Origin of the sequence: Enterobacter cloacae complex sp. EB5, from assembly GCF_031432835.1 — a bacterium.
Taxonomy (GTDB): domain Bacteria; phylum Pseudomonadota; class Gammaproteobacteria; order Enterobacterales; family Enterobacteriaceae; genus Enterobacter; species Enterobacter hormaechei_C.
Map to the genome: position 1 here is coordinate 4,068,556 of NZ_CP133860.1, position 14,237 is coordinate 4,082,792.

Consider the following 14,237-nt stretch of genomic DNA (forward strand, 5'->3'; position numbering starts at 1 on the left):
CTATCTAGCGTAACGGCAGTAAGGGCACGATGTGTCCGTTGTGACGGGCTGGCGGAGAGTGACTTTCCGCCAGCCATTTCGGAAACTCGCGCAGCGGCATTGGCCGCGCATACAAGTACCCCTGCAAAATATGTACGCTGTGACGCCGCAGGTAGCGTGACTGCTCCTCGGTTTCCACCCCCTCCGCAACCAGTTCAATATTCAGCCGCTGACCCAGCGCAATAATAATATCCGTTACCGTTGAGTTCACGGCGTCGGTGCCGATCGCGGTGGTGAAGGATTTATCGATTTTCAGCACATCCGGATGCAGTTTTTCTAGCCATGAAAGTGAACTGTTGCCGGTCCCAAAATCATCAATCGCAAGTTTCACCCCTTTGCGGTGCAGCTCACGCACGATGCGGTAATCCACATCCAGCAACGCATCGCGTTCGGTTAACTCGACGATCAACTGTTGTACAGGGTTGGCGTTAAACCAGATGCGGTTGAGATCCCGGATCAGCGTCGCGCGGCGAAAATGGCTGGCGGCCACGTTAATGCCGATATGGAAATCGCGCGAGGCCGGGAAATAGCCTATCTGCCGCACCGTTTCGCTGATGACGTAGCGGGTAAGCGGAACAATCAGGTTATGTTCTTCGGCCAGAGGGATAAAGACATCGGGCGAAATCCATCCCTGACGCGGGTTGTTCCAGCGCAGGAGGATCTCGACGCCGACACATTCCCGGGTGCGGGCATTCACCAGCGGCTGGCAGAAAAGCTCAAACTCCCGGGCCGCAATTCCCATATTGATTTCCCAGGTGAAACTGATGCGCCGCGCGGTGGCGAGCCAGGCGATATAGCCCATCAGTAAGCTGAGCATCAACGCCAGCGGCAGCTGGGTGGGCAGATTTTTCAACGCCATTTCGCCAGGCCCGGGGCCGCTCACCGTGACGCTGAAAGGGTAATGCTGTGACGATTGTTCCAGCAGGGAGGCGTTTTCATCGAAGGTCGGCGTAGTCGTCACCTGTTGCCCATCGCGCAGGAAGTTATCTCCCACTCTCAGGACAACGTCGGTGATCTGCGGCCGCTGCGGCTCGAGAATCATTTTAGTGATGAGATCGATATTCACCACCTCCATCACCCCGTCGTTGCCATCGCCCGCAACGGGAGACCACTGAATCAGTACCGGGCTGCCTTTTACCAGCCACCGGTCGGTCAACAGCAGCAGCCTGGATTCACTGACCGGCAGCTCCGGCACAAACTCACTGACGGGCACATTACGGCTGCCAAAGACGCTTGAGCAATACAGTATTCGGTCTTGAATGAGGGCGATGGAGCGTACGGTCTGGAGGATCGCCGCCTGTTTTCGCAGGATCAGATTTGCTTCGGAACAGGGTATGCCAACCAGTGAAAGAAGCGTTTCCCGCTGGGCCTCTAACGAAAGAAGCACCTTATCAAGCGCACGCACGGTGTGGTGGGTAAAGTCGTGGATCCGATCCTGATTTATGTTGCGCTGTGAAATAAAGCGAATACCCAGCGTCAGGACGAGCGTAACGAGCGCAACCGTGACACAGACGATAACGCGTTTTCGGCGATAGTCTTTAATGATCGTTTGTGCAGTTTGCATGAACGGTCGCCTGTTAAGCACCGGCCGGAAAAGCCAGACGCAACAGTGACAGTGTAGTGGGGAATACGTGAAGCGACGAGACGAGAGGGGAAAATTCGCCCATCCGTTGCAGATGGGCGAAAGGAAGGCTTAGTCGCACTGCACCTTAATGGCCAGACCGCCGCGCGAGGTCTCACGGTACTTCGCGTTCATGTCCTTGCCGGTTTCGTACATGGTTTCAATAACCTTATCCAGCGACACGCGTGGCTCGCTGGTACGGCGCATCGCCATACGGGAGGCGTTGATCGCTTTGACGGAGGCGATGGCGTTACGCTCAATGCACGGCACCTGCACCTGACCGGCAACCGGGTCACAGGTCAGACCGAGGTTGTGCTCCATACCGATTTCCGCCGCCACGCACACCTGCTCAGGGCTTGCGCCCAGCAGCTCCGCCAGGCCAGCCGCCGCCATGGAGCAGGCCACGCCCACTTCACCCTGACAGCCCACTTCAGCGCCGGAGATGGACGCATTCATTTTGTACAGTGCGCCGATAGCGCCTGCCGCGAGGAAATAACGGATATAGATGTCCGGCGTCACGGGCTCAATAAAGTGATCGTAATAGGCCAGCACCGCCGGAACGATACCGCACGCGCCGTTGGTTGGTGCGGTCACCACGCGACCACCCGCGGCGTTCTCTTCGTTAACCGCGAGGGCAAACATGTTCACCCAGTCGACCACGTTCATTGGGTCATTGGAGAACTTGTCGGTGGTGACCAGCATGCGGCGCAGCGCAGAGGCACGACGCGGTACGCGCAGTGGCCCAGGCAGAACGCCTTCGGTGTTCATCCCGCGGTCAATACAGGCGCGCATGGTTTGCCACACGTTAGCAAAATAGTCTTCGATCTCTTTCTTGCTGTGCAGCGCCAGTTCGTTCTGCATCACCATGCCGGACAGGGACAGACCGGTCTCTTTGCAGTAGCCCAGCATCTCGGTGGCCGATTTAAACGGATAGGGCACATTGACGTCGCCCACGCTCTCTTTACCAAAGTGTTCTTCGTCAACGATAAAGCCGCCGCCGATGGAGTAGTAAGTTTTGCTGTAGATCTCTTTTTCGCCACTCCAGGCGTGGATGGTCATGCCGTTTTCATGCAGCGGCAGGTTGTCGCTACGAAAACGCATTCCGTCATCCTGCGGGAAGTCCACTTCGTGCTGGCCGTTAGCCAGCAGCAGGCGACCGCGCGTTTCCACGTCGCGGATAAATGCCGGAATGGCATCAATATCAACAGTGTCCGGCATATTGCCTGCCAGACCCATAATAATGGCGATATCGGTGTGGTGGCCTTTACCCGTTAATGACAGTGAACCGTAAACGTCTACGGCGACACGGGTAACGCTTTCCAGTAATCCTTTTTCGACCAGATCATCGACGAACTGTTTACCGGCCTTCATCGGCCCTACAGTGTGGGAAGAGGAAGGACCAATCCCCACTTTGAACATGTCGAATATACTAATCACTTTCACACTCCTGACAGGGTTACTGGGGTTCCAGTAACGATGTTATAACTGCGCATAGTGTAAGAGGGAACACCAACCTCGGCTTAACTATTCACATGAATTAAACTAATGGTTAACGATGGTTTTGCTAATAGCGCGACGCCGATCGCAAACCTGCCAGAAAAGGGTGGAATGTAAAGTATAGTCAAGGCTTCAGGCCGATTTGCAGGGCCAGCTCACGAATGATGCCTGCCGTCATGCCCCAGACAAAATAATGCTGATACCACGACAGCCAGACCCGATGATCGTGTCCGCGGCGGTGAATATCCAGTGGGTGATAGCGGCCCAGACGGAGGGCCTCTTCCAGCGGCATTTCGAATACCGCTGAAACTTCATCGACGCTGGCGTGATACTGAAGATCGGGCGGAATAATGCCAACGACCGGCGTGACCTGAAAACCGGTTACGCTGTCCACTGGCGGCAGCACGCCGATCACCTCGACCGTCTCCGGGGGGATCGCCACTTCCTCATGCGCTTCGCGCAGCGCGGCGGCAATCAGGGATGCATCGGTGCTGTCCACCGCGCCGCCCGGGAACGCAACCTGACCGGCGTGTTTTCGCATATGCGGTGAGCGCTGGGTAAGCAACAGACCCGGCTGCTCACGACGCACGACCGGGATCAGCACCGCCGCCTGACGTTGATTCAGCGTGGCGCGGCTAACCTGGGGCCGCAGAAGCTGAAAGCGCGACAGAAAATCATCCAGCGTCAGGTTGTCTTTCTTCACCGTGAGTTCTCCAGTTGTTTCAGGATACGATTCACTTTATCAAAGGTTTCCTGATATTCCGCCTCCGCCTGGCTGTCGGCCACAATGCCACCGCCTGCGGAACAGTACAGGTTACCGTCGCAGGCCGTCAGGGTGCGAATAGTTATGCTGGTGTCCATGGTGCCGCACAGACTCACATAGCCGATGCTGCCGCACCAGGCGTTGCGGCGATGCGGTTCCAGTTCATCGATGATCTCCATCGCCCGGACCTTCGGCGCGCCGGTAATGGAGCCGCCCGGAAACGCGGCGCGGAGCAAATCGCAGGCGGTTCGCGAGGCCGGCAGACGTGCGGTGATGGTGCTGACCAGATGATGCACCGCCGGGAATGGCTCCACGACGAACAGCTCCGGCACGCGCACGCTGCCCGGCTCGGCGACGCGGCCAATATCATTGCGCATCAGATCGACAATCATCAGGTTTTCAGCGCGATCTTTCGGCGAGGCCGCCAGCGTCTCCGCCTGCTGGCGGTCGGCGTCGGCATCGGCAAGGCGCGGCAGGGTGCCCTTTATCGGGCGGGTCTGAATCATACCGTCAGCCAGGTGAATAAAACGCTCAGGCGAAAGGCTGAGGATGGCGCCGTGTTCAAGGCGTAAAAATGCGCTGAACGGGGCCTTATTGCTGGCATTGAGGCGGGTAAACGCCTGCCATTCGTCTCCCTCGTATGCAGCCTGGAAACGCTGGGCAAGGTTGACCTGATAACAGTCGCCGCTTTGAAGATACGCCTGCACGCGGGAGAATTTTTCCGCGTATTCCTCCGCGCTCATGTTCGAGCGCCAGCCGGAGGTCAGCATAAAGTGTTCCGGGGCGGCGGGCCGTTGCGCCTCAAGCCAGGCCAGACGCGCCTGCACGTCCCGGTGGCTCAGCAGGGAAACCGTCTGCTTACGGTGATCCACGATCAGCGCCCAGTCATACAGCCCCACCGCCATATCCGGCAGGGAAATATCCGCCTGCGCATGCTCGGGCAGCGTTTCGAAACGGCGACCCAGATCGTAACCAAACAGGCCCAGCGCGCCCCCCTGGAAAGGCAGATCCGGATCCGGTGTGGCAGATAAGCCCAGAGCCTGGATCTCGTTCTGAAGCCGCATCAGCGGATCGTCCGTTGGCGACAGCGCATCGGTCGTCAGCGATTTAACCGGGTCGGCCACCAGAATATCAAATCGGCTGTAGGGGTGATCCGCATGGCCGGAGTGCAGCAGCATGGCAAAAGGAAGGTGGCTCAGACGGGCAAACCAGAACTCGGCGGCGTCTGCACGCCAGGGCAAGGTCATAACAGTGGGGAAGCGCATGTTCATGTATGGCATACTACCGGGCAGCGTGAAATAATTAGCGCGAATAATTTAGCAGGAGTTAACGATGTTTGCAGGTTTACCTTCTCTCAGCCATGACCAACAGCAGAAAGCCGTTGAACGTATTCAGGAGCTGATGTCCCAGGGGATGAGCAGCGGACAGGCAATTTCCCAGGTCGCGGAAGAACTTCGCGCCACCCATACCGGCGAGCGGATCGTGGCGCGCTTTGAGGATGAAGATGAAGAATAACCGGCTTACACTGCCGCGATAATCTTGATCTCAACCTTATATTCCGGTTTCATCAGCGTGGCCTGTACGGTGCAGCGTACAGGCGCGTGACCCGCCACCACCCACGCATCCCAGGCTTTATTCATCGCCGCGAAGTCGTCTTTATTCGCCAGAAAAATTGTCGCATCCAGAATGCGGGATTTATCGCTGCCCTGTTTTTCCAGAACGGCGTCGATCTGCGCCAGGGTGTTCGCGGTCTGCTCGAAGGCGTCAGCGTCCAGATTGGCAGGGACGCCGGTGTAGTACAGCGTCTGGTTGTGGATCACCACATCAGACCAGCGGGCTTCGGCATCAATGCGCGTAATTGTCATAAACGTATCCTCGTTATCTTTCGTCGTCAGGCGGCAAGACTGCCATAATGTTCCGCCGTCGTCACTATTTGGGGTGGCACCGGAGAGAAGGGGCTGACATAATCCCTGTGCAAAAATACAGTGAGAGAACACCGTGGCAGACGATTTTTCCCCAGAAGGTCAGTTAGCACAGGCTATTCCCGGATTTAAACCGCGCGAACCCCAACGTCAGATGGCGCATGCCGTTGCGCACGCTATCGACAAGGCGCAGCCGCTGGTCGTGGAGGCCGGTACCGGTACGGGGAAAACCTACGCTTACCTCGCTCCTGCGCTGCGGGCAAAAAAGAAGGTGATCATCTCTACGGGATCAAAAGCGCTCCAGGATCAGCTCTACAGCCGCGACTTACCCACGGTGGCGAAAGCGCTGAAATACAAAGGGCGTCTGGCCTTGCTGAAAGGGCGTTCTAACTACCTGTGTCTGGAGCGTCTTGAACAGCAGGCGCTGGCGGGCGGCGACCTGCCGGTACAAACCCTGAGCGATGTGATCGTCCTGCGCGCCTGGGCCAACCAGACGGAGGAGGGAGACATCAGCACCTGCGCGAGCGTGCCGGAAGACTCCCCGGCCTGGCCGCTGGTGACCAGCACCAATGACAACTGCCTCGGCAGCGACTGCCCGCTGTATAAAGACTGTTTTGTGGTGAAAGCGCGTAAAACCGCGATGGACGCCGACGTGGTGGTGGTAAACCATCACCTGTTTCTTGCGGATATGGTGGTCAAGGACAGTGGTTTCGGCGAGCTGATCCCGGAGGCGGAGGTGATGATCTTCGATGAAGCCCATCAGCTACCGGACATCGCCAGCCAGTATTTTGGTCAGTCGCTCTCCAGCCGTCAGCTTCAGGATCTGGCGAAAGATATTACCATTGCCTATCGCACCGAACTCAAAGATACCCAGCAGTTGCAGAAATGCGCGGACCGCCTGGCGCAATGCGCACAGGATTTCCGCTTACAGCTTGGCGAGCCGGGGTATCGCGGCAACCTGCGCGAACTGCTCGCAGACAAAAATATCCAGCGCGCGCTGCTGCTGCTCGACGATGCCCTTGAACTCTGTTACGACGTAGCGAAGCTGTCCCTCGGACGTTCAGCGCTGCTGGACGCCGCCTTCGAGCGCGCCACGCTCTACCGTGGGCGGCTGAAGCGGCTGAAAGAGATCAACCAGCCGGGCTATAGCTACTGGTACGAATGTACCTCGCGCCACTTCACCCTGGCGCTCACGCCGCTGACCGTTGCTGATAAATTCAAAGAGGTGATGGCGCAAAAGCCCGGCACCTGGGTCTTTACCTCGGCCACGCTGTCGGTCAATGACGATCTGCACCACTTTACCGAGCGCCTCGGCATTGAGCAGGCGGAATCCCTGCTTCTGCCGAGCCCGTTCGACTATGAGAAACAGGCGCTGCTGTGCGTGCCGCGCAATCTGCCGCTGCCTAACCAGCCGGGTGCGGCGCGTCATCTGGCGGCCATGCTGAAGCCGATGATCGAGGCCAACAACGGGCGCTGCTTTATGCTCTGCACTTCACATGCCATGATGCGCGATCTGGCCGAGCAGTTCCGTGCCACCATGACGCTACCGGTGCTGTTGCAGGGGGAAACCAGCAAAGGCCAGCTGCTCCAGCAGTTTGTCAGCGCGGGTAATGCCCTGCTGGTGGCGACCAGCAGCTTCTGGGAAGGGGTGGACGTGCGCGGCGATACGCTCTCGCTGGTGATTATCGATAAGCTGCCGTTCACATCGCCGGACGACCCGCTCCTGAAAGCGCGCATGGAGGATTGCCGTCTGCGCGGGGGCGATCCGTTCGACGACGTCCAGCTGCCGGACGCGGTCATCACGCTTAAACAGGGAGTAGGGCGACTGATCCGCGACGTCACCGACCGCGGGGTGCTGGTGATCTGCGACAACCGCCTGGTGATGCGTCCCTACGGCGCCACCTTCCTCGCCAGCCTGCCGCCCGCGCCGCGCACGCGGGATATTAAACGCGCGGTCCGCTTCCTGGCGAACCCGACGGCGGAGTAATTCTTCCCGGAGTGTGTTAAGATGCGCGCCATTTTGTGACTGACCATTGCGAGAGCGCGACGACTGATGCGAATTCTGGCTATTGATACCGCGACAGAGGCCTGTTCCGTTGCCCTGTGGAACGACGGTACGACTTTTGCTCATTTCGAAGAGTGCCCACGGGAACACACCCAACGTATTCTGCCCCTGGTAAAAACCATTTTAACCGAGGGCAACACCGCCCTGACTGACCTCGACGCGCTGGCCTACGGCCGTGGCCCGGGCAGCTTTACGGGCGTACGTATCGGGATTGGCATTGCGCAGGGGCTGGCGCTGGGCGCTGACCTGCCGATGATCGGCGTCTCAACGCTTGCGACCATGGCCCAGGGCGCCTGGCGCATGACCGGCGCCACCCGCGTGCTGGCTGCGATTGATGCCCGCATGGGGGAAGTCTACTGGGCGGAGTACACCCGTGACGAAAACGGCGTCTGGCACGGCGAAGAGACGGAAGCGGTGCTTAAACCTGACGCCGTCACCGGGCGCCTGAAACAGCTCTCCGGTGAGTGGGCGACGGTCGGAACCGGCTGGCCGGCATGGCCGGAGATGGCGAAGGACACCGGCCTTACGCTGGTGGACGGTAACATGCTCCTGCCTGCCGCCGAAGATATGCTGCCGATTGCCTGTCAACTGCTTGCCGCAGGAAAAACCGTGGCGGTTGAACATGCTGAACCGGTTTATTTACGAAACACCGTCGCGTGGAAGAAACTTCCTGGCCGCGAGTGAATCTCAGTAACAGGAACTGAGAAAAAGGAGTCGCATCATGGCGGTTCAGACTAAAGTTGTACGCTTTTTTATGGCAGGCGCGGTTGCCATAGCACTGAGCGGGTGCGTCACCGTTCCTGATGCGATCAAGGGCACCAGCCCGACGCCACAGCAGGATCTGGTACGCGTGATGAATGCCCCGGAGCTGTATGTCGGGCAGGAAGCGCGGTTTGGCGGCAAGGTGGTTGAAGTGATAAACCAGCAGGGTAAAACCCGACTGGAGATTGCCACCGTTCCACTGGACGACGGCGCGCGGCCTGTTCTGGGTGAAGCCTCGCGCGGGCGGATCTACGCTGACGTCAGCGGCTTCCTCGATCCGGTAGATTTCCGCGGGCAGCTGGTGACCGTCGTCGGGCCGATTACCGGTTCGGTGGCGGGGAAAATCGGCAATACGCCATACAAATTTATGACCATGCAGGTGAACGGCTACAAACGCTGGCGTATCGCCCAGCAGGTGGTGATGCCGCCACAGCCAATCGATCCGTGGATGTGGGGTCCGCATCCGTATCGTTACGGCTACGGTGGCTGGGGTTGGTACAATCCAGGTCCTGCACAGGTTCAAACAATCGTAACTGAGTAACTTACTGTTATTGTTAGGAAAGAGACAGCGGCTCAGCCGCTGTCTCTGTTTTTTTACGGATAAAACGAAAAAAAAGAGTGACGCGCTTCGCAACCTGCAATCTGAACAATTAATAAACTGGTACGCTGAGTTAATATAATGTTAACAAACTGTTTATTATCGGGGCTGTGATGACGACGAACACTCATTTCAGAGGTGATGCATTGAAAAAGGTTTGGCTTAACCGTTATCCCGCGGATGTCCCTGCGGAGATCAATCCTGACCGTTATCAATCCCTGATTGAATTATTTGAACACTCGGTACGGCGCTACGCTGACCAGCCCGCATTTGTGAACATGGGCGAAGTGATGACCTTCCGTAAGCTGGAAGAGCGCAGCCGGGCGTTTGCGGCCTATTTACAGGAAGGGTTGGGCTTGCAGAAAGGGGATCGCGTCGCGCTGATGATGCCAAACCTGCTGCAATACCCGGTGGCGCTGTTCGGGATCCTCAGGGCAGGGATGATCGTGGTTAACGTTAACCCGCTCTATACCCCGCGCGAGCTGGAACATCAGTTGAATGACAGCGGTGCGGCAGCGATTGTGATTGTCTCCAACTTTGCCCACACGCTGGAAAAAGTGGTTGAAAAAACCCAGGTTAAGCACGTCATCCTGACGCGCATGGGCGACCAGCTCTCTACCGCGAAAGGTACGCTGGTCAACTTTGTCGTTAAATACGTTAAGCGGCTGGTGCCGAAATACCACCTGCCGGATGCCATCTCCTTCCGCCGCGCCCTGCATGCGGGCTACCGGATGCAGTATGTGAAGCCGGAGATCGTGTCTGAGGATCTGGCCTTCCTGCAATACACGGGCGGCACCACCGGCGTGGCGAAAGGGGCGATGCTGACCCACCGAAATATGCTGGCGAACCTTGAGCAGGTTAATGCCACCTACGGGCCGCTGCTGCATCCGGGCAAGGAGCTGGTGATCACCGCGCTTCCGCTGTATCACATTTTTGCGCTGACCATGAACTGCCTGCTGTTTATTGAGCTTGGCGGTCAAAACGTACTGATCACCAACCCGCGCGACATTCCGGGGCTGGTCAAAGAGCTGGCGAAATACCCGTTCACCGCCATGACCGGCGTGAACACCCTGTTTAACGCGCTGCTTAACAATAAAGAGTTCCAGCAGCTCGATTTCTCCACGCTGCACCTCTCTGCGGGCGGCGGGATGCCGGTTCAGCAGGCGGTGGCCGAGCGCTGGGTGAAACTCACCGGGCAGTATCTGCTGGAAGGCTATGGTCTGACGGAGTGCGCCCCGCTGGTCAGCGTTAACCCACATGATATCGACTACCACAGCGGCAGCATTGGTCTGCCGGTCCCGTCGACGGAAGCAAAACTGGTGGATGATGAGGATAACGAAGTGCCTCACGGCGAGCCAGGAGAGCTGTGCGTCAGAGGGCCGCAGGTGATGCTGGGCTACTGGCAACGTCCGGATGCCACGGATGAGATCATCAAAGACGGCTGGCTGCATACGGGCGACATCGCGGTGATGGATGACGAAGGCTTCCTGCGCATTGTCGATCGCAAGAAAGACATGATCCTGGTGTCAGGTTTCAACGTCTATCCGAACGAAATCGAAGACGTGGTGATGCAGCACAGCGGCGTGCTGGAAGTGGCGGCGGTGGGCGTTCCTTCCGGCAGCAGCGGTGAAGCGGTGAAGATATTTGTGGTCAAGAAAGATCCTTCTCTTACCGAGGATGCGCTGATAACGTTTTGTCGCCGTCAGCTGACGGGCTATAAAGTGCCGAAGCTGGTGGAATTTCGGGATGAGCTGCCGAAATCCAACGTCGGGAAGATATTACGACGAGAATTACGTGACGAAGCCCGTGCCAAAGTGGACAATAAGGCCTGAGCTTCACGTTAATCGCCCAGACGCCGGTTAAGCCGGCGTTTTTTATGGGCGCAAACAAAAGAGAGTCCGATTTGAATTACCAGATGATCACTACCAACGACGAGCTGGCTTCGCTGTGCGAGGTGACGCGTGAATTTCCCGCTATCGCCCTGGATACGGAATTTGTCCGCACCCGAACGTACTATCCGCAGCTGGGTCTGATTCAGATGTATGACGGCAAACACGTGTCGTTGATTGACCCCCTCGGCATTACCGACTGGGCGCCAATGCGCGAGCTGTTGCTGGATACCGCCGTGACCAAATATCTGCACGCGGGCAGTGAAGATCTGGAAGTCTTTCTCAACACCTTTGGCATCATGCCGCAGCCGCTGATTGATACCCAGATCCTCGCGGCGTTCAGCGGTCGTCCGCTCTCCTGGGGTTTTGCGGCGATGGTGGAAGAGTACACCGGTTTGACGCTGGATAAGAGCGAATCACGTACCGACTGGCTCGCGCGTCCGCTAACGGCGCGTCAGCTTGAATACGCCGCGGCAGACGTCTTTTACCTTCTTCCAATTGCCGGCCAGCTCATGAAAGAGGCTGAGGCGTCCGGTTGGCTGTCTGCCGCACTGGACGAGTGCCGCATGACGCAGCAGCGTCGCCAGGAAGTGGTTGATCCGAAAGAGGCCTGGCGTGACATCACCAACGCCTGGCAGCTGCGCACCCGCCAGCTGGCCTGTCTGCAACTGCTGGCTGACTGGCGTCTGCGTAAAGCGCGTGAGCGCGATCTGGCGGTTAACTTCGTGGTGCGTGAAGAACACCTGTGGGCGGTGGCGCGCTATATGCCGGGTAGCCTTGGCGAACTGGACAGCATTGGCCTTTCCGGGAGTGAGATCCGTTTCCACGGTAAAACGCTGCTCGCGCTGGTAGAGAAAGCGCAGCAGCTGCCGGAGGACGCACTGCCAGAACCACTGCTTAACCTGATGGATATGCCGGGCTACCGCAAGGCGTTCAAAGATATCAAAGCGCTGGTGCAGACGGTGGCGGGGGAAAGCAAACTGAGTGCCGAACTGCTGGCTTCACGTCGTCAGATTAACCAGCTGCTGAACTGGCACTGGAAGTTGAAACCGCAAAATAGTTTACCGGAGCTGGTCGCCGGATGGCGGGGGGAACTGATGGCCGAACGCCTGAATACCCTGCTGGAAGGGTATCCGCGCTAAAGAATTGTAGCCCCGGTAAGCGCAGCGCCACCGGGGGAATTGCCGGGCGGCGCGATGCTTACCCGGCCTACAAAACCACAAACGGATTAACGCGACTCTTCCGCTTCCGGAAGCGTCACGTTAAGCTCCAGAATCGAAATATCCCCGTCTTTTTGCTCCAGCTGAACGGTGACCATCTCCGGGTCAATCTGCACGTATTTGCAGATCACTTCCAGAATGTCTTTGCGCAGCTGCGGCAGGTAGTGCGGTTCGGCGTCGCTACGACGACGTTCCGCCACAATGATTTGCAGACGTTCTTTTGCGATGTTGGCGGTGCTTTTTTTCCGCGAGAGAAAAAAGTCCAGTAATGCCATAACTTATCCTCCGAACAGGCGTTTGAGGAAACCTTTCTTCTCTTCTTCAATGAAGCGGAAAGGACGTTCTTCTCCCAGCAGACGGTCAACGGTATCCGCATACGCTTTACCCGCGTCTGCCTGTGTATCCAGGATCACGGGCTCGCCCTGGTTAGAGGCGCGCAACACGGACTGATCTTCCGGGATCACGCCAACCAGTTTGATGCGCAGGATCTCCAGCACGTCTTCCATGCTCAGCATGTCACCTTTGTTCACCCGGCCCGGGTTGTAGCGGGTCAGCAGCAGGTGCTCTTTAATTGGCTCCTGGCCATTTTCCGCGCGACGGGATTTCGAGGCCAGAATGCCGAGAATACGGTCGGAGTCACGTACTGACGAGACTTCCGGGTTGGTGGTGATGATGGCTTCATCCGCGAAGTAGAGCGCCATCAGCGCGCCGGTTTCGATACCGGCCGGGGAGTCGCAGACCACGAAGTCGAACTCCATCTTTTTCAGATCGTCGAGCACCTTTTCCACGCCTTCGCGGGTCAGGGCGTCTTTATCACGGGTCTGGGACGCCGGAAGAATGTAGAGGTTCTCGGTACGCTTATCTTTAATCAGCGCCTGGTTAAGGGTGGCATCGCCCTGAATGACGTTCACGAAGTCATACACCACGCGACGCTCGCAACCCATGATCAGGTCCAGGTTACGCAGACCGATATCGAAGTCGATTACGACGGTTTTCTTTCCCTTCTGGGCCAAACCAGTAGCGATGGCCGCGCTGGAGGTGGTCTTGCCAACGCCTCCTTTACCCGAAGTCACAACAATAATGCGTGCCATAGAAATTCCTTGTTAAAAGGGATCAATTTAACGGTTGAACGGTCAAAGCGTTATCTGCCAGTTGCAGACGGGCCGCTTTGCCATAAAATTCGGCTGGGATTTTATCGCTCAGCCAATATTCACCTGCGATAGACACCAGTTCTGCCGTCAGGTGAGTACAAAAAATTTGTGCTTCTCGATCGCCGCTGGCGCCCGCTAGCGCACGCCCACGCATCATACCGTAAACGTGAATATTGCCGTCTGCAATCAGTTCAGCGCCCGCACTGACGTGGCTTGTAACAATCAGATCACAGTTTGGCGCATAAATGCGCTGACCGGAACGAACCGGCAGATCAATCAATCGCGTTTTTGTGACTGGGGCTACATTTTGCGCCGGAGGCGGGGGAGTGGGAACGGTTGCAGGCGTTGCACGCGGAGCTTTTTCTTTGCCCTCGTTTAACAAGGGCAAACCCGCGCGTTCAATTTCGGCTTTTAACTCTGCGTCTTTGCAGCCGCTAATGCCCACGATGCGCAACCCCGTGGAGGCGACGGCCTGCTGGAGCCGCTTCCAGTTAACCGGCCCCTCAAGGTCGCTTACATTGACGACAACAGGAGCATGCTTAAGGAAAGCGGGAGCCTGCGCGATTTTGTCTTCTAACGCCTGACGAATAACCTCGGGTTTTGCATCATGCAAATGAACCACTGATAAGGTGAAGCTACTGCCTTTAAGCTCGATGGGCGTATTTGACATCCTGGCCTTACTCAATTTGCTATTAACCGCAACACATCGC

14 protein-coding genes are annotated in these 14,237 nt (G+C 57.5%); 6 read left to right on the forward strand and 8 right to left on the reverse strand.

The genetic code is table 11. The features are described from left to right. Nucleotides 1-4 precede the first annotated feature (4 nt). The 4 genes from RHN82_RS19625 to pabB form a co-directional block, all read right to left on the reverse strand. Entirely contained in the window at nucleotides 5-1,603 is a 1,599-nt protein-coding gene (locus RHN82_RS19625) for an EAL domain-containing protein (RefSeq protein ID WP_047051755.1), read from the reverse strand. Between the two features lie 129 nt (nucleotides 1,604-1,732). Continuing rightward, on the reverse strand, nucleotides 1,733-3,097 hold the full coding sequence (sdaA, locus tag RHN82_RS19630; RefSeq protein WP_047051754.1) for an L-serine ammonia-lyase: 1,365 nt from the start codon (nucleotides 3,095-3,097) through the stop codon (nucleotides 1,733-1,735). A 184-nt stretch (nucleotides 3,098-3,281) separates the two neighbouring features. Continuing rightward, nucleotides 3,282-3,860: a CoA pyrophosphatase gene (locus RHN82_RS19635; protein WP_003859921.1), complete on the reverse strand. Its 579-nt coding sequence runs from the start codon at nucleotides 3,858-3,860 to the stop codon at nucleotides 3,282-3,284. Next, on the reverse strand, nucleotides 3,857-5,191 hold the full coding sequence (gene pabB, locus RHN82_RS19640; protein ID WP_047051753.1) for an aminodeoxychorismate synthase component 1: 1,335 nt from the start codon (nucleotides 5,189-5,191) through the stop codon (nucleotides 3,857-3,859). The genes RHN82_RS19635 and pabB overlap by 4 nt, the downstream gene beginning before the upstream one ends. A gap of 61 nt (nucleotides 5,192-5,252) precedes the next feature. Here pabB and RHN82_RS19645 point away from each other — a divergent pair, with 61 nt between their 5' ends. Continuing rightward, nucleotides 5,253-5,435 (forward strand): YoaH family protein, encoded by a 183-nt coding sequence (locus RHN82_RS19645; RefSeq protein ID WP_003859925.1) that lies wholly within the window; start codon nucleotides 5,253-5,255, stop codon nucleotides 5,433-5,435. 5 nt (nucleotides 5,436-5,440) lie between these two features. Here the strand turns inward: RHN82_RS19645 and RHN82_RS19650 are convergent, their stop codons facing one another. Further along, complete coding sequence (locus RHN82_RS19650) at nucleotides 5,441-5,785, reverse strand: RidA family protein (RefSeq protein WP_003859927.1); 345 nt, start codon at nucleotides 5,783-5,785, stop codon at nucleotides 5,441-5,443. Between the two features lie 133 nt (nucleotides 5,786-5,918). Here RHN82_RS19650 and RHN82_RS19655 point away from each other — a divergent pair, with 133 nt between their 5' ends. The 5 genes from RHN82_RS19655 to rnd all read left to right on the forward strand — a co-directional run bounded on the left by RHN82_RS19655 (nucleotide 5,919) and on the right by rnd (nucleotide 12,298). After that, nucleotides 5,919-7,829 carry an ATP-dependent DNA helicase gene (locus RHN82_RS19655; protein ID WP_023303884.1) on the forward strand — a complete coding sequence of 637 codons (1,911 nt, stop codon included), beginning with the start codon at nucleotides 5,919-5,921 and terminating at the stop codon, nucleotides 7,827-7,829. Nucleotides 7,830-7,895: 66 nt separating this feature from the next. Further along, nucleotides 7,896-8,591, forward strand: coding sequence for a tRNA (adenosine(37)-N6)-threonylcarbamoyltransferase complex dimerization subunit type 1 TsaB (tsaB, locus tag RHN82_RS19660; RefSeq protein ID WP_047051752.1), 696 nt, complete (start codon nucleotides 7,896-7,898; stop codon nucleotides 8,589-8,591). Nucleotides 8,592-8,628: 37 nt separating this feature from the next. Further along, nucleotides 8,629-9,210 carry a Slp family lipoprotein gene (locus tag RHN82_RS19665; RefSeq protein ID WP_047051751.1) on the forward strand — a complete coding sequence of 194 codons (582 nt, stop codon included), beginning with the start codon at nucleotides 8,629-8,631 and terminating at the stop codon, nucleotides 9,208-9,210. A gap of 203 nt (nucleotides 9,211-9,413) precedes the next feature. Beyond that, nucleotides 9,414-11,099: a long-chain-fatty-acid--CoA ligase FadD gene (gene fadD, locus RHN82_RS19670; RefSeq protein ID WP_003859933.1), complete on the forward strand. Its 1,686-nt coding sequence runs from the start codon at nucleotides 9,414-9,416 to the stop codon at nucleotides 11,097-11,099. An 83-nt stretch (nucleotides 11,100-11,182) separates the two neighbouring features. Further along, entirely contained in the window at nucleotides 11,183-12,298 is a 1,116-nt protein-coding gene (gene rnd, locus RHN82_RS19675) for a ribonuclease D (protein ID WP_123059263.1), read from the forward strand. 86 nt (nucleotides 12,299-12,384) lie between these two features. On the opposite strand, the gene minE is transcribed toward rnd, so the two are convergent. From minE to minC, 3 genes are read right to left on the reverse strand one after another with little or no spacing between them, the layout of a single operon-like run. Next, complete coding sequence (gene minE, locus RHN82_RS19680) at nucleotides 12,385-12,651, reverse strand: cell division topological specificity factor MinE (RefSeq protein WP_003859937.1); 267 nt, start codon at nucleotides 12,649-12,651, stop codon at nucleotides 12,385-12,387. Between the two features lie 3 nt (nucleotides 12,652-12,654). Continuing rightward, nucleotides 12,655-13,467 carry a septum site-determining protein MinD gene (gene minD, locus RHN82_RS19685; protein WP_003859938.1) on the reverse strand — a complete coding sequence of 271 codons (813 nt, stop codon included), beginning with the start codon at nucleotides 13,465-13,467 and terminating at the stop codon, nucleotides 12,655-12,657. Nucleotides 13,468-13,489: 22 nt separating this feature from the next. After that, nucleotides 13,490-14,197 (reverse strand): septum site-determining protein MinC, encoded by a 708-nt coding sequence (minC, locus tag RHN82_RS19690; protein ID WP_047051750.1) that lies wholly within the window; start codon nucleotides 14,195-14,197, stop codon nucleotides 13,490-13,492. Nucleotides 14,198-14,237: the final 40 nt, after the last annotated feature.